Origin of the sequence: Agromyces archimandritae (genome assembly GCF_018024495.1) — a bacterium.
GTDB classification, from domain to species: domain Bacteria; phylum Actinomycetota; class Actinomycetes; order Actinomycetales; family Microbacteriaceae; genus Agromyces; species Agromyces archimandritae.
In genome coordinates this window covers 1,057,617-1,076,796 of sequence record NZ_CP071696.1, presented here as the reverse complement: position 1 = coordinate 1,076,796, position 19,180 = coordinate 1,057,617, and the positions used below count along the sequence as shown (strand labels likewise).

At 72.0% G+C, this 19,180-nt stretch carries 17 protein-coding genes, 1 tRNA gene and 1 pseudogene; 14 read left to right on the top strand and 5 right to left on the bottom strand.

The window, feature by feature from the left end:
• Positions 1-7 precede the first annotated feature (7 nt).
• Complete coding sequence (locus G127AT_RS04905; protein ID WP_210900622.1) at positions 8-1,054, bottom strand: pirin family protein; 1,047 nt, start codon at positions 1,052-1,054, stop codon at positions 8-10.
• Positions 1,055-1,112: 58 nt separating this feature from the next.
• Here G127AT_RS04905 and G127AT_RS04900 point away from each other — a divergent pair, with 58 nt between their 5' ends.
• Both G127AT_RS04900 and G127AT_RS04895 read left to right on the top strand, forming a co-directional pair.
• On the top strand, positions 1,113-1,538 hold the full coding sequence (locus G127AT_RS04900) for a hypothetical protein (RefSeq protein ID WP_210900619.1): 426 nt from the start codon (positions 1,113-1,115) through the stop codon (positions 1,536-1,538).
• 85 nt (positions 1,539-1,623) lie between these two features.
• A complete protein-coding gene (locus tag G127AT_RS04895) occupies positions 1,624-2,145 on the top strand; it encodes a DUF6609 family protein (protein ID WP_210900616.1) in 522 nt (173 codons plus the stop codon).
• Positions 2,146-2,152: 7 nt separating this feature from the next.
• On the opposite strand, the gene G127AT_RS04890 is transcribed toward G127AT_RS04895, so the two are convergent.
• From G127AT_RS04890 to G127AT_RS04880, 3 genes are all read right to left on the bottom strand, one after another.
• Entirely contained in the window at positions 2,153-2,911 is a 759-nt protein-coding gene (locus tag G127AT_RS04890) for a hypothetical protein (protein ID WP_210900614.1), read from the bottom strand.
• A gap of 63 nt (positions 2,912-2,974) precedes the next feature.
• Positions 2,975-3,211, bottom strand: coding sequence for a helix-turn-helix domain-containing protein (locus G127AT_RS04885; RefSeq protein WP_210900611.1), 237 nt, complete (start codon positions 3,209-3,211; stop codon positions 2,975-2,977).
• Positions 3,208-3,825: a hypothetical protein gene (locus G127AT_RS04880; protein ID WP_210900608.1), complete on the bottom strand. Its 618-nt coding sequence runs from the start codon at positions 3,823-3,825 to the stop codon at positions 3,208-3,210. Before G127AT_RS04880 ends, G127AT_RS04885 begins: the two co-directional genes overlap by 4 nt.
• A 208-nt stretch (positions 3,826-4,033) precedes the next feature.
• Here G127AT_RS04880 and G127AT_RS04875 point away from each other — a divergent pair, with 208 nt between their 5' ends.
• From G127AT_RS04875 to G127AT_RS04860, 4 genes are all read left to right on the top strand, one after another.
• Positions 4,034-6,559, top strand: coding sequence for an ATP-dependent Clp protease ATP-binding subunit (locus G127AT_RS04875; RefSeq protein ID WP_210900605.1), 2,526 nt, complete (start codon positions 4,034-4,036; stop codon positions 6,557-6,559).
• Between the two features lie 678 nt (positions 6,560-7,237).
• Positions 7,238-7,741, top strand: coding sequence for an amino-acid N-acetyltransferase (locus G127AT_RS04870; RefSeq protein ID WP_210900602.1), 504 nt, complete (start codon positions 7,238-7,240; stop codon positions 7,739-7,741).
• Between the two features lie 328 nt (positions 7,742-8,069).
• On the top strand, positions 8,070-8,696 hold the full coding sequence (locus G127AT_RS04865; RefSeq protein WP_210900599.1) for a hypothetical protein: 627 nt from the start codon (positions 8,070-8,072) through the stop codon (positions 8,694-8,696).
• Between the two features lie 432 nt (positions 8,697-9,128).
• Positions 9,129-9,536: a dehydrogenase gene (locus G127AT_RS04860; RefSeq protein WP_210900596.1), complete on the top strand. Its 408-nt coding sequence runs from the start codon at positions 9,129-9,131 to the stop codon at positions 9,534-9,536.
• 244 nt (positions 9,537-9,780) lie between these two features.
• Here G127AT_RS04860 and radA read toward each other — a convergent pair whose 3' ends face one another.
• The gene (radA, locus tag G127AT_RS04855; RefSeq protein ID WP_210900593.1) at positions 9,781-11,145 is read right to left on the bottom strand and encodes a DNA repair protein RadA; all 1,365 of its coding nucleotides are present in this window, start codon (positions 11,143-11,145) and stop codon (positions 9,781-9,783) included.
• Between the two features lie 169 nt (positions 11,146-11,314).
• On the opposite strand from radA, the gene G127AT_RS04850 reads away from it, so the two are divergent.
• The 8 genes and pseudogenes from G127AT_RS04850 (at position 11,315) to G127AT_RS04820 (ending at position 19,020) form a co-directional block, all read left to right on the top strand.
• A tRNA-Ser gene (locus G127AT_RS04850) sits at positions 11,315-11,404 on the top strand.
• Positions 11,405-11,509: 105 nt separating this feature from the next.
• Positions 11,510-12,199 (top strand): GntR family transcriptional regulator, encoded by a 690-nt coding sequence (locus tag G127AT_RS04845; RefSeq protein ID WP_210900590.1) that lies wholly within the window; start codon positions 11,510-11,512, stop codon positions 12,197-12,199.
• A gap of 105 nt (positions 12,200-12,304) precedes the next feature.
• Positions 12,305-13,645, top strand: coding sequence for an NAD(P)/FAD-dependent oxidoreductase (locus G127AT_RS04840; RefSeq protein ID WP_244857748.1), 1,341 nt, complete (start codon positions 12,305-12,307; stop codon positions 13,643-13,645).
• A complete protein-coding gene (locus G127AT_RS04835; protein ID WP_210900587.1) occupies positions 13,642-13,965 on the top strand; it encodes a (2Fe-2S)-binding protein in 324 nt (107 codons plus the stop codon). The genes G127AT_RS04840 and G127AT_RS04835 overlap by 4 nt, the downstream gene beginning before the upstream one ends.
• A pseudogene (locus G127AT_RS16000) lies at positions 13,962-14,894 on the top strand (NAD(P)/FAD-dependent oxidoreductase); the annotation flags it as partial. The gene G127AT_RS04835 and the pseudogene G127AT_RS16000, both read left to right, overlap by 4 nt.
• Before the next feature lie 616 nt (positions 14,895-15,510).
• Complete coding sequence (locus tag G127AT_RS15995; RefSeq protein WP_244857747.1) at positions 15,511-16,428, top strand: dihydrodipicolinate synthase family protein; 918 nt, start codon at positions 15,511-15,513, stop codon at positions 16,426-16,428.
• Between the two features lie 28 nt (positions 16,429-16,456).
• Positions 16,457-17,458 (top strand): proline racemase family protein, encoded by a 1,002-nt coding sequence (locus G127AT_RS04825; protein ID WP_210900584.1) that lies wholly within the window; start codon positions 16,457-16,459, stop codon positions 17,456-17,458.
• Between the two features lie 77 nt (positions 17,459-17,535).
• Positions 17,536-19,020, top strand: a complete 1,485-nt coding sequence (locus G127AT_RS04820; RefSeq protein ID WP_210900581.1) for an aldehyde dehydrogenase (NADP(+)) — start codon at positions 17,536-17,538, stop codon at positions 19,018-19,020.
• The last annotated feature ends 160 nt before the right edge of the window (positions 19,021-19,180 follow it).

The window sequence follows — 19,180 nt, the reverse complement described above, 5'->3', positions numbered from 1 at the left end:
TCGGGCCCTACGAGCGGGGCCGCAACCGAACCGTCGGCAGCGCCGGCGCCGGCAGCGGGTCGCCGTCGTAGCCGGCGACGGTGCCGAAGAGACCTGCCGGGTCACCGCCGCCGATGACGTCGCCCTGCCAGCGTTCGCGGAACGCGGCGATCTCGTCGTGGCTGCGGCCGATGAAGTTCCACCACATCACGATCTCCTCGCCGAACGGTTCGCCGCCGATGAGCACGATCCGCACCGGACCGTGCTCGGCGCGCACGCGCACCCCGTCGTGGCCTGCGGGCACGAACGCGAGTCGGGTGCGTTCGACGTCGAAGCTGTGGCCGGTGTGACCGACGTGGTCGGCATCGGCCGGGCGGTCGTCGCGCTCGTGCTCGTCGGCGCGCACCGTGACGGTGGCCGGTCCGGCATCCACCAGCAGCCCGTGCTCGAAGGACTCGTCGAAGTCGAGCCACGCCTCGCCGCCGGCCGGCAGGTCGATCTGCGCGGCGAGCAGCGGCGAGTACACGGTGACGTCGGTGCCGTGCCCGGCGAAGCGCCCGACGAACACGCGGGCGGTCGCGTCGTCGAGGTCGAACGGGGCGGTGTCGGCGTGCTCGAAGCGGGGCGCGGTGTCGCGGGAGCCGGCCGGCAGCACCGTCCACAGCTGCACGCCGTGCAGGGTCGTCGTGGCCGGCGTCGACACCTCGGAGTGCGAGATGCCGCGCCCGGCGGTCATGAGGTTCACCCCGCCTGGCCGCACGAGCGCGTGGCTGCCGAGCGAATCGCGGTGCTCGACCTCGCCGTCGAAGAGCCAGCTGACGGTCTGCAGGCCCGTGTGCGGATGCGGGGGCACGACCATCCCGCCCGTCGCCGACACGTCGTCGGGGCCGTAGTGGTCGGCGAAGCACCAGGCGCCGATCGTGGTCCGCCCGCGCTGCGGCAGGGTGCGGTGCACGGTCATCGCCCGCGGCCCGCCGAGGGGCACCTCGCGCGGTTCCAGGATCTCCACGCGTGCGCGGGCCGCCTCTTCGGGCGGGCAGACGAGTTCGTCGGGGTGCGCCTCGAGGTTGCTCATACGGCGAGCGTACGCCCGGCGCCCGCGCCGGTCGCGGAGCCGGGGATAGCATGTGGTCATGGCTATCTCCGTGCGTCGTTCCGTGTTGGCTGCCGCGGCTGCGGCCTCGGTTCTGCTGCTGTCGGCGTGCGCGCCAGGCGGCGGGGCGATCGAGGACTTCTCGGGGCTTCCGGCCGAAGCCGAGGGCGCCGAGGGCACGATCGGCGAGCCGCAGGCGGTGTGGCTCGAGAGCGGCGGCAAAATCGCCGTCACCCTTTATGGCAGCTCGACGTGCCCGTACGTCGGCACCGACATCCGCGTCGTCGACGACAAGACGGCCGGCAACACGGTCGCCGTCGACGTCCCGGCGCTGCCCGAAGACCAGGCGTGCACGATGGATCTCGTGCCGCACACGACCGTCTTCTGGACGCCGATGAACGTCACCACCACCCAGGACCTCACCGTCCAGGTCATGGACGAGACCCTGACGATTCCCGTCAAGTAGGGCGACTCCGCCCGGCCGTCGGCCCCCCGCCGGCCCGGCGTCCGGGCCGTAGCGGCCGGCATCCGCCCGCTGCTAGCGTGCACGCGTGGATCTCTTCGCCGACATGGCCGAAATCTTCCCCCTGATGCGCGGCGGCGGCGGTTTCCTCGTCGCGATCGGACTCGGGATCCTCGTCGGCACCTTCGGCGGGCGCAGGTGGCGCATCGTCTGGCTCATCGCCGGCGCCGCGCTCGGCATCGTCATCATGGCCGTCGGCGGGGCGACGAAGCTCATCTTCGCCGGGCTGCCGTACCCGCCGATCTGGCAGTGGGTCGTGCTCGGCGTCGCGTTCCTCGTCGAGGGCTATCTCGTGAGCGTCGTCGTGCGGAAGCAGCCCGACATGGACTCGCGCGGGTTCTGGATGTGGATGCTCTTCGCCGTCGGCGTCCACTTCCTCATCCTCGGCGTCTCGCACGGGCCCGTCTGCGCCGCGCTCGCGATCGTGTGCATGGCCAACGCCCTCATCGGGCTGCGTGCGACGGGCGTCGATTTCCGCGTGTTCTGGGCGATCGACGGCGTGCTGAAGATCCTCGCCGGAGCCGGGATGCTCTGGCTCAGCTACCGCTGAGGCGTCATCAGACGAGGCCCCGCGTCTCTTCGGCGAGGCGGTCGCGTTCGCCTTGCAGGCGCCGCCCGACCTCGAACACGCCCACGACGACGGCGAGCGCCATCGCCCAGCCGAACGAGGAGAGGTCGAGACCGAGTGCGAACGACGCGAACGCCTCCCCGTTGTCGGGGCCGACCGAGGTGAGCTCGCGCTCGCCGAGGAAGCGGATCGCTTCGGCCCGGCCCATCGCGGTCGTGAGCTGGGAGCCGAGCCCGTTGAGGAGGACGAGGATCGCGACGCCGCCGATCACCGGCGGCACCGCCCGCGCGAACGGTCGCTCGCGGACCACCCGGGCGCACAGCCAGGCGACGACGAGTGCGAGGCCCGCGGTCGTGATCGACGCGAGCAGGGGTTCGGTCGCCAGCAGCCAGCGCGCCGCGGCCGGTAGCCCCTCGATCACGAGGGTCGCGCTGTCGTAGCGGGCATCGGCGACGCCGGTGACGCCGTCGGTGATCGGCGGCCGGGAGGCGTTGCCGATCGGCATCCCGGCCACCGTCGTGGCGGTCGCGATGATCGTCTGCACGACGGTCATGATCGCGGAGACGAGCGCGAGCGCCGCGACGACGAGGGCGCCGCCGATCACGAGGCTGAGGAGCGTCACACCGAGCCGCGACCCGCCCGGACCGCCGGTGGCGGGGGCGGTGCGGCGGAAGCGCCATACGGCGAAGCCGCCGGTGGCGACCATCGCGAGGACGATGGCGAGGATGACGAACGTGAAGGTGTCCAAGATCGGGGCGGCTTTTCGGATGAGTGTGCGGGAGCGGTGCGGTGGATGCCGGCATCCACCCGTCTAGCGCCGGTCGACTTCGAGGAGGTCGCCGACCTCGCAGCCGAGGGCGTCGCAGATCGCCCTGAGCGTCGAGTAGCGGATGGCGCGCGCCCGGTCGTTCTTCAGCACGCTGAGGTTCACGACGCTCACGCCGACGAGTTCGCTGAGGCGCGTGAGCGTCATGCCTCGTTCGGCGAGCAGTTCGTCGAGCCGGCAGTGGATGCCGGATGCGCCCTCCTCGGCGTCGGCCGGCGTCATACGAGGCCCTCGGTCTCCCGCTGGAGGCGGTCGCCGACGACGAAGACGGTGCCGAGGAGCGCGACGATGAAGCAGCCGAGGATATAGGGGAACGGCTCCATGGAGATGACGACGTTGTCGAATTCGCGGTCGGAGATCCGGGCGAAGGCGGTGTTGGCGGCCATGTTGCCGAAGAACGGGACGGCGGCGCTGCCGAGGAGGCCGACGATGCCGGCGGTGGCGGCGAGCGCGGTGTTGCGGCGCGAGAACACGGTGCCGCGGAGGATCCCGCGGCTGAGCAGGAGGAGGCAGACGACGACGGCGACGACGGTCGCGGCCGCGATGAGCTGCTGCAGCACGATGACCGCGATGCCGATGGGCGGCAACGAGGGAACCGTGAGGTATGCCGAGTCGAGCTCGACGGGCAGGGCCGTGCCGCCCGGGCCGATCGGTGCGTCGACGAGGTCGCCGGCGAACTCCGCGTAGACGCGCACGTCGCGGTTCGGCAGCACCTCGATGATGCGCGCCACGGCGCCCCGGATCGAGGCGGCGGCGATGATCGCGCCGGCGACCATGAAGATCCAGATGGCGACGGTGTCTCCCCGGCTCTGGCGGGTGACGGCGGTGTCGGTCACGACGAACCCCCTAACGAATAACGATAATAACGACAATCGATAGGCTATGGATGCCGGACGGCGACGTCAAGCCCGAAGCGACACCGAGCCCCGGCATCCCGCGCCGCGGAGGTGCGCCCACGGCGAACACCGGCGCGATCCCAGGGCCCGCTCGTTACGCTCTTGTGTAACGGGGTCACCACCTGCCAAGGCTCCGGAGGAGTGACGAATGTTCGAGAGATTCACCGACCGTGCCCGTCGGGTCGTCGTCCTGGCTCAAGAAGAAGCCAAGATGCTGAACCACAACTACATCGGCACCGAGCACATCCTGCTCGGCCTCATCCACGAAGGCGAGGGCGTCGCCGCGAAGGCCCTCGAGTCGCTGAACATCTCGCTCGACGCCGTGCGCGAGCAGGTGCAGGACATCATCGGCCAGGGCCAGCAGCAGCCCACCGGGCACATCCCCTTCACGCCCCGCGCGAAGAAGGTGCTCGAACTCTCGCTCCGCGAGGCGCTGCAGCTCGGCCACAACTACATCGGCACCGAGCACATCCTGCTCGGCCTCATCCGCGAGGGCGAAGGCGTCGCCGCGCAGGTGCTCGTCAAGCTCGGTGCGGATCTGAACCGCGTCCGCCAGCAGGTCATCCAGTTGCTCAGCGGCTTCCAGGGCAAGGAGCAGGTGCAGGTCGGCGCGAACGAGCAGGCGGCCCCGCAGGGCGGCTCCCAGATCCTCGACCAGTTCGGCCGCAACCTCACCCAGGCCGCGCGCGACTCCAAGCTCGACCCCGTCATCGGGCGCGAGAAGGAGATCGAGCGGGTCATGCAGATCCTCTCCCGCCGCTCGAAGAACAACCCCGTCCTCATCGGCGAGCCCGGCGTCGGCAAGACCGCTGTCGTCGAGGGCCTCGCCCAGGCCATCGTCAAGGGCGAGGTGCCCGAGACGCTGAAGGACAAGCAGCTCTACTCCCTCGACCTCGGCTCGCTCATCGCCGGCAGCCGCTACCGCGGCGACTTCGAAGAGCGCCTGAAGAAGGTCACGAAGGAGATCCGCACCCGCGGCGACATCATCGTCTTCATCGACGAGATCCACACCCTCGTCGGTGCAGGCGCCGCCGAAGGCGCCATCGACGCGGCCTCGATCCTGAAGCCGCTGCTGGCCCGCGGCGAACTGCAGACCATCGGCGCGACCACGATCGACGAGTACCGCAAGCACTTCGAGAAGGATGCTGCGCTCGAGCGCCGCTTCCAGCCCATCCAGGTCGCCGAGCCCTCGCTGCCCCACGCGATCAACATCCTGAAGGGCCTCCGCGACCGCTACGAGGCGCACCACAAGGTCTCCATCACCGACGGCGCGATCGTCGCCGCCGCGAACCTCGCCGACCGCTACGTCTCCGACCGCTTCCTGCCCGACAAGGCCATCGACCTGATCGACGAGGCCGGCGCCCGCCTGCGCCTGTCGATCCTGTCGAGCCCGCCCGAGCTCCGCGAATTCGACGAGAAGATCGCCGTCGTCCGCGCCGCGAAGGAGACCGCGATCGAGGACCAGGACTTCGAGAAGGCCGCCTCGCTCCGCGACGAGGAGAAGAACCTGCTCGGCGAGCGCCTCCGCCTCGAGAAGAAGTGGAAGTCGGGCGACATCGCCACGACCGCCGTCGTCGACGAGGGCCTGATCGCCGAGGTGCTCGCGCAGGCCACAGGCATCCCCGTGTTCAAGCTCACCGAAGAGGAGAGCTCGCGCCTCGTCTTCATGGAGAAGGCGCTGCACGAACGCGTCATCGGCCAGGAGCAGGCGATCTCCGCGCTCGCGCGCACGATCCGCCGCACCCGCGCCGGGCTGAAGGACCCGAAGCGCCCCTCGGGCTCGTTCATCTTCGCCGGCCCCACGGGCGTCGGCAAGACCGAGCTCGCCAAGGCGCTCGCCGAGTTCCTCTTCGACGACGAGGCGGCGATGATCTCGCTCGACATGTCGGAGTACGGCGAGAAGCACACGGTCTCGCGCCTCTTCGGCGCCCCTCCCGGCTTCGTCGGCTTCGAGGAGGGCGGCCAGCTCACCGAGAAGGTGCGGCGCAAGCCGTTCTCGGTCGTGCTCTTCGACGAGATCGAGAAGGCCCACCCCGACATCTTCAACTCGCTGCTGCAGATCCTCGAAGAGGGTCGGCTCACCGACGGTCAGGGTCGCGTCGTCGACTTCAAGAACACCGTCATCATCATGACGACGAACCTCGGCACGAAGGACATCGCCGGCGGCCCCGTCGGCTTCACCGTCGAGGGCGACACGCAGAACGCGTACGAGTCGATGCGCGCCAAGGTCAACGAGGAGCTGAAGAAGAACTTCAAGCCCGAGTTCCTGAACCGCGTCGACGAGATCATCGTGTTCCCGCAGCTCTCCAAGCCCGAGCTGCTGCAGATCGTCGACCTGTTCATCAAGCGCCTCGCCGAGCGGATGCTCGACCGCGACATGACGATCGAGCTGACCACGGCCGCCAAGGAGCGCCTCATCGAGGTCGGCTTCGACCCGACGCTCGGCGCCCGGCCGCTGCGCCGCGCCGTGCAGCACGAGGTCGAAGACCGCCTCTCCGAGAAGATCCTGCACGGGGAGCTGAACTCCGGCGACCACGTGCACGTCGACTTCCAGAACGGCGAGTTCGTCTTCACGACCACGCGCCGCGAACTGCCCGTCGCGGTCGGCGTCAACGCGAACGCCGCGCTCGGCACGGGGCCGGCGACGCCGGACCTCGCCGCATCGGGCGACTGAGCCGAGCGTTTTCGACGGGGGTGGATGCCTGAGGGCATCCACCCCCGTCGTCGTCTGCACGTGGCGCTCCCGTGCTGCGGTGCTGCGGTGCTGCGGTGCTCCCGCGCTGCCGCGCTGCGTCGCAGCAAGTCGTCGCCGCCATGGATTCGGAGATCGCCACGGAATCGGATGAATCCCGGTCTATCCATCCGAATCCGTGGCGAACTCCGATTCCGTGGTCGCCGCTGCGACGGCGGCCGGCCTCGGGCGGCGCCCACTGGCTCGGCCGCCTTGTGGCGGCGCCCACTGGCGGCCCACCGCGCTCGCCCCGCCGCGCGCCGGCGCCAGTCGGCGCGCCCCGCCCGCGGCACCGCATCCCGGGCACCCTGTGAGCGCGCCCACTTTCTCCGCGCGCCCCGCGCGCCCTCCGCGCGCTCACCGTGCTCCGCCTCCCCCGTGCGCTCGCCGCGCGCTCACCGTGCTCCGCCTCCCCCGTGCGCTCGCCGCGCCCACCCCTGGCGGGTGGCACCGCCATGGATTCGGAGATCGCCACGGATTCGGATGAATCCCGGTCTATCCATCCGAATCCGTGGCGAACTCCGATTCCGTGGTCGCCGCTGCGACGGCGGCCGGCCTCGGGCGGCGCCCTCACAGAGCGCCCGACGCGGGTGGGCGCCGTGCTCGCCGTACGATGAACGGATGGATGAGATCACCGTGCGCCGTGCGCGCACGAGCGACGTGCCCGCGATCAGAGCCATCGTCGATCCGCTCGTCGATCGACGCATCCTGCTCGGCAAGGAATGGGTCGAACTCTACGGCGCCGTCCAGGAGTTCCGGGTCGCCGAAGCCGGCGGAGCCCTCGTCGGCTTCGGCGCGCTGCACGTCATCTGGGAGGACCTCGGCGAAGTGCGCACCCTCGCCGTCGCCGACGCCTGGCTCGGCCGCGGCGTCGGCCACCGCCTGCTCACCGCGCTCGAAGAAGACGCCCGCGAACTCGGCCTCAGCCGGCTGTTCTGCCTGACCTTCGAGACCGGATTCTTCGGCCGGCACGGCTTCGCCGACATGGGCGCCGAAACCGTCGATCCCGAGGTCTATGCCGAGATCGTGCGCTCGAGCGACGACGGCATCGCCGAGTTCCTCGATCTCGCCCGGGTGAAGCAGAACACCCTCGGCAACACGCGGATGATCAAGCAGCTCGGCTGAGCTGAGCCGCACCGAGGCATCCACTCGCCATCCCGGCGCGGCAGCCCACTCGTCCGCTCGACGTCGGGTCAGTGGTCTCGACCTGGTTTCTGTCTGCTCTGGTGGCGGCGCGGCATCCAGTCACCGTGGCGGCGCGGCATCCGCTCGCCGTGCCGGCGCGGCATCCGCTCGCCGCGCCGGCGAGGCATCCACCCGTCGTCGTGGCCGCCCGCCGTGTCGAGGCGACCGCCTGACCACCGCGGTATGCACTGCCGAGCTGCGGCTGCACGCACCGGCGCGCCGCGCGAGGATACCCGGAAACGCGGGCGACACGCCGTACGCTGGCAGCATGTCGACGATCCGCAAGCCGGTCGGACCGCAGTCGCCGAAGGTGTACTGGCGGCGCCGAGCGGTCGTGCTGCTCGGCCTGATCGCCGTGATCGCCATCATCCTCCTCATCGTGCTGCGCCCGGGGTCGGGCGACGGAGCCGAAGGCGAAGCGCCGAAGACGCCGTCGGCGGCGCCCGTCGACCAGTCCACGATCCCCACCGAGCCGACCGCCGTCGACGGCGACGCGTGCAAGGCGAAGCAGGTGCAGGTCGAAGCCGTCACCGACGACACCGAGTACGCCGCCGGAGAGCAGCCGCAACTGTCGGTCACCATCACGAACACCGGCAAGAACGTGTGTGTGCTGAACGCCGGCACCGCAGCCCAGGTCTTCACCGTCACGAGCGGATCCGAGACGTACTGGACCTCCACCGACTGCCAGCTGGACCCGGTGGATGCCGAGGTCTCGCTCGCCCCCGGAAAACCGATCTCCTCGAGCGCACCCATCGTCTGGGACCGCACCCGCTCCGCCCCCGACAGCTGCGACAGAAAGCGCGACGCCGCCCCCGCTGACGGTGCCTCCTACCACCTCACCGTCACCGTCGACGGCGTCGAATCCGCCGAAACCAAGCAGTTCATGCTCTTCTAAGCGCGCGCCGCACGCATCCGCCCCTGCCCGTACCCACCCCCTCCTTGCGCAATTCAGGAGTGCGCGCGTGTCGCGGGCGCCCCAGCCGCATGGGCGGATGCAACACGCCGTGCGCACTCCTGCATTGCGCAGAGAAGGGGGCGGGTGAGAGGGCGGTGACGGGGCGGGCCGGGCGCGGCAGGTGCACGGCAGGTCCGGGGGCCGTGTCGGGCAGGAACCCGGGGCGCCGTGGAGCCGGGCGGTGCGAGAGAAACGGACTCCGGTCGGTGGAGGGGGTACAGGAGTGCCGATCTCCCGCCGGAGTGCCTGGATTCCGGCACTCCGGCGGGAGTTCGGCACTCCTTGGTCGGCACTCCTTGGTCGGCGGTCCGGGTTCGGCAGTGCGCAGCGGCTCGGGCGGGGAGCGCGGGCGAGACCCGTAGGCTTGATCGCATGGCGCAGCGCAAGAAGGCCCCCAAGGGGGCGCCCGTCGAGTTCCGGTCGCAGGCGCTCGCCGAAGCGCTCGAGAAGCAGGACATGGCGGCCGTCGCCCTCGCGCTCCGCAACGGCAATACCGTCGTTCCGCTCGTGAAGCCCGGCCCGCGCGACAAGCCGCTCGACGGCGGCGAGGTCTGGACCTACCGCGATCCGCGCACCGGCGACGTCGCTCTGCTGCTGTTCAGCGACGCCGCGAACAAGCCCGAAAACCTGCCGCCCGCCGTCGGACTGCAGAGCCCGGCGTGGCTCCGCACGTTCCTGAAGCGCCACGAGCAGACGATCACGACCGTCTTCCTCGACATCGCCGGCCCCCACCCCATGCAGGCGCCGCCGGCGGAACTCCTCCGCGTGCTCGAGGCGTAGCGCGCTCCGCCGCCGCGGCGAAGCGCAGCTTGCATGCCGCGACGTGCTGTCGGGGTGTGGATGCCGCGGCGCGGCCGGGCGCCGCCGTCGAGGTCGCCTGCGGCAGCCGGTGCGGGGGGCCGCCACCGTTTCGGAGATCGCCACGGATTCGGATGAATGAGGCTGAATCCATCCGGATCGGTGGTGATCTCCGAAGTGGTGGTGATGAGGTAGAGCGCGCGGCCGGGCGCCGCGGCGCGCGCGCTCAGAACGCGGCGTCGAGTTCGCGTTCGCGGGTGCTCGTGGCCGCGCGCATCGCGTGGGCGACTGCGGCGCGCACGCTGCCGGCCTCGACGTCGAGGAGGGTCGTGTAGCCGAGCCGCCTCGCCTCCGAGGCGCGTTGTTTCGCGGCGGTCACCGGGCGGATCTCCCCGGCGAGGCTGATCTCGCCGAAGGCGGCGAGGGTATGGGGCACGGCGGCGTCGCGCATGGCGGAGGCGATCGCGACCGCGATCGCGAGATCCGCCCCCGGCTCGATGAGGCGTACGCCGCCCACGGTGGAGACGTACACGTCGCGTTCGCCGAGGCCGGAGAGCCCGGCGCGCCGCTCGAGGACGGCGAGGATCATGGCGACCCGCGAGGGGTCGACGCCGTTGACGACGCGGCGCGGTTGCGGCGCCTTCGTCGCGACGACGAGGGCCTGCACCTCGACGGGCAGGGCGCGCCGGCCTTCGAGGGCGACGGTCACGCAGGTGCCGCTGACCTCGCTGCGCCCGCTCGACAGGAAGAGCCCGGACGGGTCGGGCACTTCGGCGATGCCGTCGCCGGTCATCTCGAAGCAGCCGACCTCGTCGGTCGGGCCGAAGCGGTTCTTCAGCGCGCGCACGAAGCGCAGCGCGGTCTGCCGGTCGCCTTCGAACTGGCAGACGACGTCCACGAGGTGCTCGAGCAGGCGGGGGCCGGCGATCGTGCCGTCCTTCGTGACGTGCCCGACGAGCAGCAGCGGCAGCTGTCGTTCCTTCGCGACGCGGATGAGGGTGGATGCGACCTCGCGCACCTGGCTCGGCTGGCCGGGCAGCCCGTCGCTCGCGGAGCTCGAGACGGTCTGCACCGAGTCGACGACGAGCAGCTCGGGGGAGACCTGGTCGATCTGCCCGAGGATCGTCGCGAGGTCGGTTTCGGCGGCGAGGTAGAGCCCGTCGTGGAGGGCGCCGGTGCGGTCGGCGCGGAGGCGCACCTGGGCGACGGATTCCTCGGCGCTGACGTAGAGCACGCGGCGACCGGATGCCGCGGCGCGCGCGGCGACCTCGAGCAGCAGCGTCGACTTGCCGACGCCCGGTTCGCCCGAGAGCAGGATCGCGGCGCCGGGCACGATGCCGCCGCCGAGCACGCGGTCGAACTCGCCGACGCCGCTCGGCCGGTGGGCGGAGTCCTCGGCGCGGATCGAGGAGATCGGCTGCGCGGCCCGAGAGGCCGGCACGGCAGCCGCCTGCACGGAACGCACGATCCCGGTCTGCTCGGCGGCCTCGACGACGGTGCCCCACTGCTGGCATTCGGCGCAGCGGCCGACCCATTTGACGGTCGTCCAGCCGCACTCGGTGCAGCGGTAGGGGGAGGTGCTTCGGGCCATGGTGCGAGCGTAGCGGGAGCCTCCGACACGGTTGCGCCCGGGCATCCGCACCCGCTCGGAGACGTCGCGCCGGGGCATCCACACCCGCGTCAGGGCCCGCGATCGGCGGTGTGGATGCCGGCCCGCGCTCGTTTTGGACGATGCGGCTCCGTCGGATAAACTCGTCGGCGGTACCGTGTCCGAGCGGCCTAAGGTGCAACTCTCGAAAAGTTGTGTGGGTGAAAGCCCACCGTGGGTTCAAATCCCACCGGTACCGCCACACGCCCCCGTTGCATGCAGCGGGGGCGTTCCGCATGTCGGCGCGGGGTGCGTCCCCGGCACCCGGTAATGTGTCACGCGGCACCCCGTGAGAGAGAGGACGCCGATGGCGCCCAGTGCGATCCGCCCGATGGAGCCGCAGCAGAGCCTGCGTGCACTGGTCGGCGAGGCGCTTTCCTCGGAGATCATCTCCGGTGAGCTCGCACCCGGAACCCTGCTCACCGTCCCGACGCTCGCGGCGCAGTTCGATGTGTCGGCGACGCCGGTTCGCGAGGCGATGCTGGATCTCGAGGGGCGCGGCTTCGTCGAGCCCGTGCGCAACAAGGGCTTCCGCGTCACCGAGGTGAGCGATGAGACGCTGCGCGACCTCGTCGAGGTGCGCCAGCTGCTGGAGCCGCCGGCGATGGAGGAGCTCGCCCGGCGCTTTCCGCACGATGAGTTGCCGGCGTTCGAGACGCTTGCGGCGGCCATCGTCGAGGGCGCGCGGAGCGGCGATCTGCGGGTGTACCTGGAGGCGGATGTGCGCTTCCATCTCGGGCTCACGCGTCTGCTCGGCAACCGTCTGCTCGTCGATACGATCGCCGATCTCAGGTCGCGCACGCGGCTCGTGGGGCTGTCGGCGATGCTCGAGACGAAGCATCTGAGCGAGTCGGCGGCCGAGCATCATGTGCTCCTGCAGCATCTCGCGGACGGGGATGCCGCGGCGGCGGGCGAGCTCATGCGCCGCCATATCTCGCACACTCTCGGGTGGTGGTCGGGGCGCCCGGAGGGCGAGCCCGCGTCCGTCCCGGAGTGAGCATCGGCGGCGAGTGGATGCCTCGCCGCCGGGTCGAATGGATGTCTTCCATCCGCACGCGATGTGTGACATATTACTGATGACCCCGCATCGAAAGGAGCCGCAGTGACCCCCGACGTCCTCGTCGTCGGCGCCGGCATCGTCGGCGCGGCCTGTGCACGCGCCCTCGCGGCATCCGGTGCGCGCGTCACGGTCGTCGATCGTGCCGCGCCGGCCTCGGGCACGAGCGCGAAGGGCGAGGGCAATCTGCTCGTCTCCGACAAAGGCCCGGGGCCCGAACTCGAGCTCGCGAGGTTCGCCGCCGGGCTGTGGCCGGCGGCCGTCGCCGAGCTCGCCGATGAGCTGGGCGACGGGTTCCCCTCGCTCGAGTACGAGCGGAAGGGCGGGCTCGTCGTCTCGACGACGGATGCCGGTGCCGCTCCGCTCCTCGACTTCGCCGCGACGCAGCGCGCCGCCGGCGTCGACGCCCGTGCGATCGATCCGGCAGGCGCCCGCGAACTCGAACCTTGGCTGACGCCCGGCGTCACGGCCGCCGTCCACTATCCCGAGGACGCCCAGGTGCAGCCGGTGATCGCCGCCGAGGCCCTGCTCGCCTCGGCCAGGCGACACGGCGCAGAGGTGCGTGCGGGTGTGGATGCCGCGGGCGCGCTGCTCGGCGCCGACGGGCGACTCGCCGGCATCCGCACCGCCGCCGGCGAACGCCTCGAAGCCGGCGCCGTCGTGCTGGCCGCCGGGCCCTGGTCGGGGGCCGTGTCGGCGGCGTTCGGCGCGCCGGTGCCGGTGCGGCCGCGGCGAGGCATGGTGCTCGTGACGAGCCGCATGCCGCACCGGGTGTTCCGCAAGGTCTACGACGGCGACTATTTCGACGCGACCCAGTCGGGCGATGCGGCCCTGCAGACCTCGGCCGTCGTCGAGTCGACGGCTGCCGGCACGGTCCTGCTCGGCTCGAGCCGGCAGCAGATCGGCTTCGACGATCGGATGCGGCCGGCGGTGCTCGCGGCGATCGCGGCCCGCGCGATCCGGCTGTTCCCGTTCCTCGCCGAGGCGCAGATCATGCGCGCCTACGGAGGGTTCCGGCCGTTCGTGCCGGATCACCTGCCGATCATCGGCGAGGATCCGCGGCTGCCCGGGCTCTGGCATGCCTCGGGGCACGAGGGCGCCGGTATCGGGCTCTCGCTCGCGACCGCCGAGATCGTGGCGGCGGGCATCCTCGGGCTGCCGGAGCCGTTGGAGGCCGCCGCGTTCCGGCCCGGGCGGGCGGGGCTCCTCGCCGCGGATGCCAGGTCGGATGCGGAGGCGGATGCCGCGCGCGCCGCGGCATCCGGAGGAGCGGGCGCGGCGACCTCCGGAGGAGCGGGCGCGGCGACCTCCGGAGGAGCGGGCGCGGCGACCTCCGGAGGAGCGGGCGCGGCGGCCGCAGCCCCCGGCCGAACGGAGGCCCCATGACCGCACGCATGATCCCGGCCGCTGCCGATCCCGCCCGCCCCGCGGCGACCCGGCCCATCGCGATCACGGTCGACGGCGAGACCGTCGCCGGCGTCGCCGGGCAGACCATCGGCGGCATCCTCCTCGCCGCCGGTCGCGGCAGCTGGCGCACGACCTCGGCCGGCGGCCGCCCGCGCGGCGTGTTCTGCGGCATCGGCGTGTGCTTCGACTGCATCGTCACCGTCAACGGCCTCCGCGATGTGCGCGCCTGCCGGCGTCGGGCCGCCGAGGGCGACGTCGTCCAAACCCAGCACGACGCCTTGCCGGGTGCGGTCTCATGAGCGAGGTGCTCGTCGTCGGCGCCGGCCCGGCCGGGCTCGCGGCCGCCGTCGCCGCCCGGGAGCGCGGGGCGCGCGTCGTCCTCCTCGACGGTGCGGATGCCGCGGGCGGCCAGTACTGGCGGCATCTGCCCCCCGAGCGCCCGGCGGCGCGCGAGGCGCGCCTGCACCACGGATGGGCGGCCTTCGAGCGGATGCGCGGCGCCCTCGAACGCGACGACGGGTGCGAGCTGCTCTTCGGCGCCCACGTCTGGGCGATCGAACGGGACGACGACGGTGCGCCCGTCGTGCACGCCCTCATCGGCGACGTCGACGGGGCCGGGCGCACGCCCCGCGTCTTCCGGCCGTCCGCCCTCGTGCTCGCCACCGGCGCCCACGACCGCACCCTCCCGTTCCCCGGCTGGGATCTTCCCGGCGTCACGACCGCCGGCGCGGCCCAGGCCCTCGCGAAGGGCGAACGCATCGCGATCGGCGAACGCGTCGTCGTCGCCGGGGCCGGCCCGTTCCTGCTGCCGGTCGCCGCTTCGCTCGCCGCGACGGGCGCCCGGGTGCTCGGCGTTTTCGAGGCAGCGGGCGTCGGCGCGCTCGCACGCGGATGGCTCGCGAACCCGGCCGGGCTCTTCGGCGCCGCGGGCAAGGCCGCCGAGCTCGCCGGCTACGCGGCCGGGCATGTGCGCCACGGCATCCCGTATCGCACCGGGCGGGCCGTCGTCGCCGCGCACGGCACCGATCGCGTCGAGGCCGTCACGATCGCGCGAGTGGATGCCCGGTGGCGCCCCATCCCGGGAACCGAGACGCGCGTGGCCGCCGATGCCGTGTGCGTGAGCCACGGCTTCACCCCGCGCCTCGAGCTCGCGATCGCCGCCGGCTGCGCGCTGACGCCCGGCCGCTTCGTCAGCGCCGACGAGGCGCAGCGCACGAGTGCGCCCGGCGTCTACGCCGCCGGGGAGATCACCGGCATCGGGGGAGCGGACGCCGCACTCGCCGAGGGGCGCATCGCCGGGCACGTCGCCGCCGGCGGCGCCCCGGGCGACGCCGCACTGACGCAGGCGCGACGGCGCCGGGCGGTCATGCAGGGCTTCGCCGGCCGCATCGAGGCCGCCCACGGCATCCGCCCCGGCTGGACGGGCTGGCTCCGCGACGACACCGTCGTGTGCCGCTGCGAGGAGGTGCCGGCCGCTCGCATCCGCGCGACCTCGGCCGCCACCGCGGGCGCGGGGCTGCGCTCGATGAAGCTCGCCACCCGCGCCGGCCTCGGCATCTGCCAGGGCCGCGTGTGCGGGCGCACCGTCGAGGCGCTGCTCGCGGCATCCGCACCCGGGGCGACGCCCGAGCCGCCCGCCGCGTGCGGTGCGCTCCGCGAAGTCGACGACGCGGACGCCTGCGAGCCCGCCCGCGATGCCGACAGCCTCGAAGCGGCCGGCACCGACCGCCGGCCGATCGCCGTGCCCGTGCGGCTCGGCGAGCTCGCGGCATCCACCGGCCCCCGAAACACCGACCCCGCACCACCGACCCCCGAACGACGAAGCACCCCTCCGGAAGGACCACATGACCAGCAAGACCCTCGACCTCGGCGGCGTCATCGTCGCGACGACCCTCGCGTTCCGCGAGGACGACTCGGCGCCCGCCGGCCTCGCCGTCGACTACGACCGCTTCGCCGCGCACTGCGACTTCCTCATCGGGAACGGATGCCGCGGCGTCGGCCCGAACGGCTCGCTCGGCGAGTACTCGAGCCTCACCGACGACGAGCGCCGCCGCGTCGTGCAGACCGCCGTGCAGACCGTCGCCGGCCGCGGCCTCGTCGTCGCCGGCGTGCACGGCGTCGGCTGGCACCAGGCGGTGCAGTGGGCCGAATACGCGAAGGAGGACGGCGCGGACGCCGTGCTCGCGCTGCCGCCGACGATCTACCGCGCCAACCGCAGCGAGGTCGTCGAGCACTACACGCGCCTGAACGAGGTCGGCCTGCCGATCATGATGTACAACAACCCCTTCGACACGAAGGTCGACCTCACGCCCGAGCTCATCGCCGAACTCGCCCAGCTCGAGAACGTCGTGGCCGTCAAGGAGTTCTCGGGCGATGTGCGCCGCGTGCTCGAGATCACGGAACGCTGCGACATCGACGTCATCGCCGGCGCCGACGACCTGCTCTTCGAATCCCTCGTCGTCGGGGCGACGGGCTGGTTCGCCGGCTACCCCAACGCGTTCCCGAAGGAGGCCGTCGAGATCTACACCCTCGCCGCCTCAGGGCGCATCGAAGAGGCCCGCGAACTGTACCGGCACCTCGTGCCCGTGTTCCGCTGGGACTCGAAGACCGAGTTCGTGCAGGCCATCAAGCTCTCCATCGACATCGCCGGCGGCAGCTACGGCGGCCGCACCCGCCCGCCGCGCGGCCCGCTCGCCCCCGAGCAGGAGGCCGTCGTCCGCCGCGACACGCAGGCCGCCCTCGACTACCTGGCGAGCCGGTAGTCTCGGCGGGGAACGGCGAGGAGGACGCATGCGATCGACACGCGTGATCTCGGCCGTCGACTCGCACACCGAGGGGATGCCGACGCGTGTCGTCACGGGCGGCGTCGGCGTCATCCCCGGGGCCACCATGAACGAGAAGCGCCTGCACTTCATGGCGCACCTCGACGAGCTGAGGCTCTTCCTCATGAACGAGCCGCGCGGGCACGCCGCGATGAGCGGCGCGATCCTGCAACCGCCGACCCGGCCCGACTGCGACTGGGGCGTCGTCTACATCGAGGTCTCCGGCTGCCTGCCGATGTGCGGGCACGGCACCATCGGCGTCGCGACCGTGCTCGTGGAGACCGGCATGGTCGCCGTCGCCGAACCCGTCACCGAGATCCGCCTCGACACCCCGGCCGGGCTCGTCGTCGCCCGGGTCGACGTCCGCGACGGGCGCGCCGAGTCGGTGACGATCGAGAACGTGCCGAGCTACGCCGACGCGCTCGACCGCACGATCCAGGTGCCCGGCTACGGCACCGTGCCGTACTCGATGGCCTTCGGCGGCAACTTCTACGCCATGGTCGACCTCGACGACGTCGGCCTGCCGTTCGACCGGACCCGCCAGCAGGACATCCTCCAGGCGGGCCTCGCGATCATGCGCGAGATCAACGAGCACGCCGCGCCGCGGCATCCGCTCATCGACGGGCTCGACCACTGCCATCACGTCGAGTTCATCGCCCCCGGCTCCGATGCGCGGCACTCGCGGCATGCCATGGCCATCCACCCCGGATGGTTCGACCGCTCGCCCTGCGGAACGGGGACCTCGGCGAGGATGGCCGAACTCCACGCACGGGGCGAACTGCCCCTCGACACCGATTTCGTGAACGAATCGTTCATCGGCAGCCGCTTCATCGGCCGGCTCGTCGCCGAAACCGAGGTCGACGGCCGCCCCGCGGTCGTGCCGACCATCACCGGCCGGGCATGGGTGACCGGCATGGGGCAGTACCTGCTCGACCCGTCCGACCCGTTCCCCACCGGGTTCCGGTTCTGATCCGGCATCCACCCCGGCCGCGAAACGCCGAACCGTCCCACGACACGGAACCATCCCACGACACGAAGGAGAAGCGCATGACCCAGGACCTCGAAGCGATCCTCACCGCCGCCGACGCCGCCGCACGCTCGTTCGCCGACACCGAGCCGCACGCCCGCGCGAAGGCGCTGGTGGCGGTCGCCGACGCTCTCGAGGCGAACGCCGACGAACTCGTCGGCATCGCGATGGACGAGACCGGTCTCGGCGAACCGCGCCTGCGCGGCGAACTCACCCGCACGGCCGTGCAGCTGCGACTGTTCGCCGACACCGTCGTCGCCGGCGCCTACCTCGACGTGCGCATCGATGCCGCCGACCCCGGCTTCGTGCTCGGCGTGCGCCCCGACGTGCGGCGCTACCTCGTGCCGCTCGGGCCCGTCGTGAACTTCGCCGCCTCGAACTTCCCCTTCGCGTTCTCGGTCGCCGGCGGCGACACCGCATCGGCGCTCGCGGCAGGCTGCCCCGTGATCCTGAAGGGCCACTCCGGCCACCCCGAGCTCTCCAGGCGTACCGCCGAGGTCGTCGCCGACGCGCTCGCCGGCGCCGGGATGCCTGCGGGCACCTTCCAGCTCGTCACCGGGCAGGAGGCCGGCGTCGCCGTACTGAAGGATGCACGGGTGAAGGCCGGCTCCTTCACCGGGTCGATCCCGGCCGGCCGCATGCTGGCCGATATCGCCGCTGCAAGGCCTGCCCCGATCCCCTTCTTCGGCGAACTCGGCAGCGTGAATCCCGTGTTCGCCACGCAGGCGGCGATCGACGAACGGGGCGCGGTGATCGCCGCAGGCTACGTCACGAGCGTGTCGGGCTCGGCCGGGCAGCTGTGCACGAAGCCCGGGTTCCTCTTCCTGCCGTACGGGCACGGTCTCGACGAGGCGATCGCGTCGGCGGCCGCCGAGGTGGCGCCGCACCGAATGCTGAACCCGCGGATCGCCGCCGGTTATCGGCAGCGCCGCGAGGTGATCCTCGGCACCCAGGGCGTGCGCGTCATCCATGCCGGCGACATCGAGATCCATGGCGACGGCCAGGGATCGGCGACGCCGACGATCGTCGCCGTCTCGCTCGAGACCCTGCTCGATGAGCGCGACACGCTCCTCGAAGAGGCGTTCGGTCCGCTCTCGATCCTCGTCGAGCACGGTGCGGATGCCGCGCTCGCCGAACTCGTGCCGCAGCTCTTCGAGGGCAACCTCACGGCGACCGTGCATGCGGGCGGCGATGAGGCCGGCGGGGCGCTGGAGGCCCTCGTGCGGGTGCTCACCGAGCATGCCGGGCGGGTGCTCTTCGACGGTTGGCCGACGGGGGTCGCCGTGACCCCGGCGATGCAGCACGGCGGGCCGTGGCCGGCGACCACGAACGACTCCTCGACGTCCGTGGGCACGGCCGCCATCACGCGCTTCCTCCGGCCCGTCGCCTACCAGGGCGCGCCGGAGGCGCTGCTGCCGGCGCCGCTCAAGACGGCGAATCCGTGGGGTGTCCCGCAGTCGTTCTCACCGGCCGGCGAGTCGGTGCATTGGGGCTCGAAGGCGTAGCCGGCACGTACGCCACCCCCCGATGGAGGGCCGATCCCGAGAAAATTTGGGTCTTCCCGATGTCGGTGGGTCTCTGTAATGTGTCACACAGCAGAACGGCGGGCGTCGACCCGAAGCGCCCGCCGTTCGCCCTCCACAGCGTCCCGATCCGGAAGGCAAG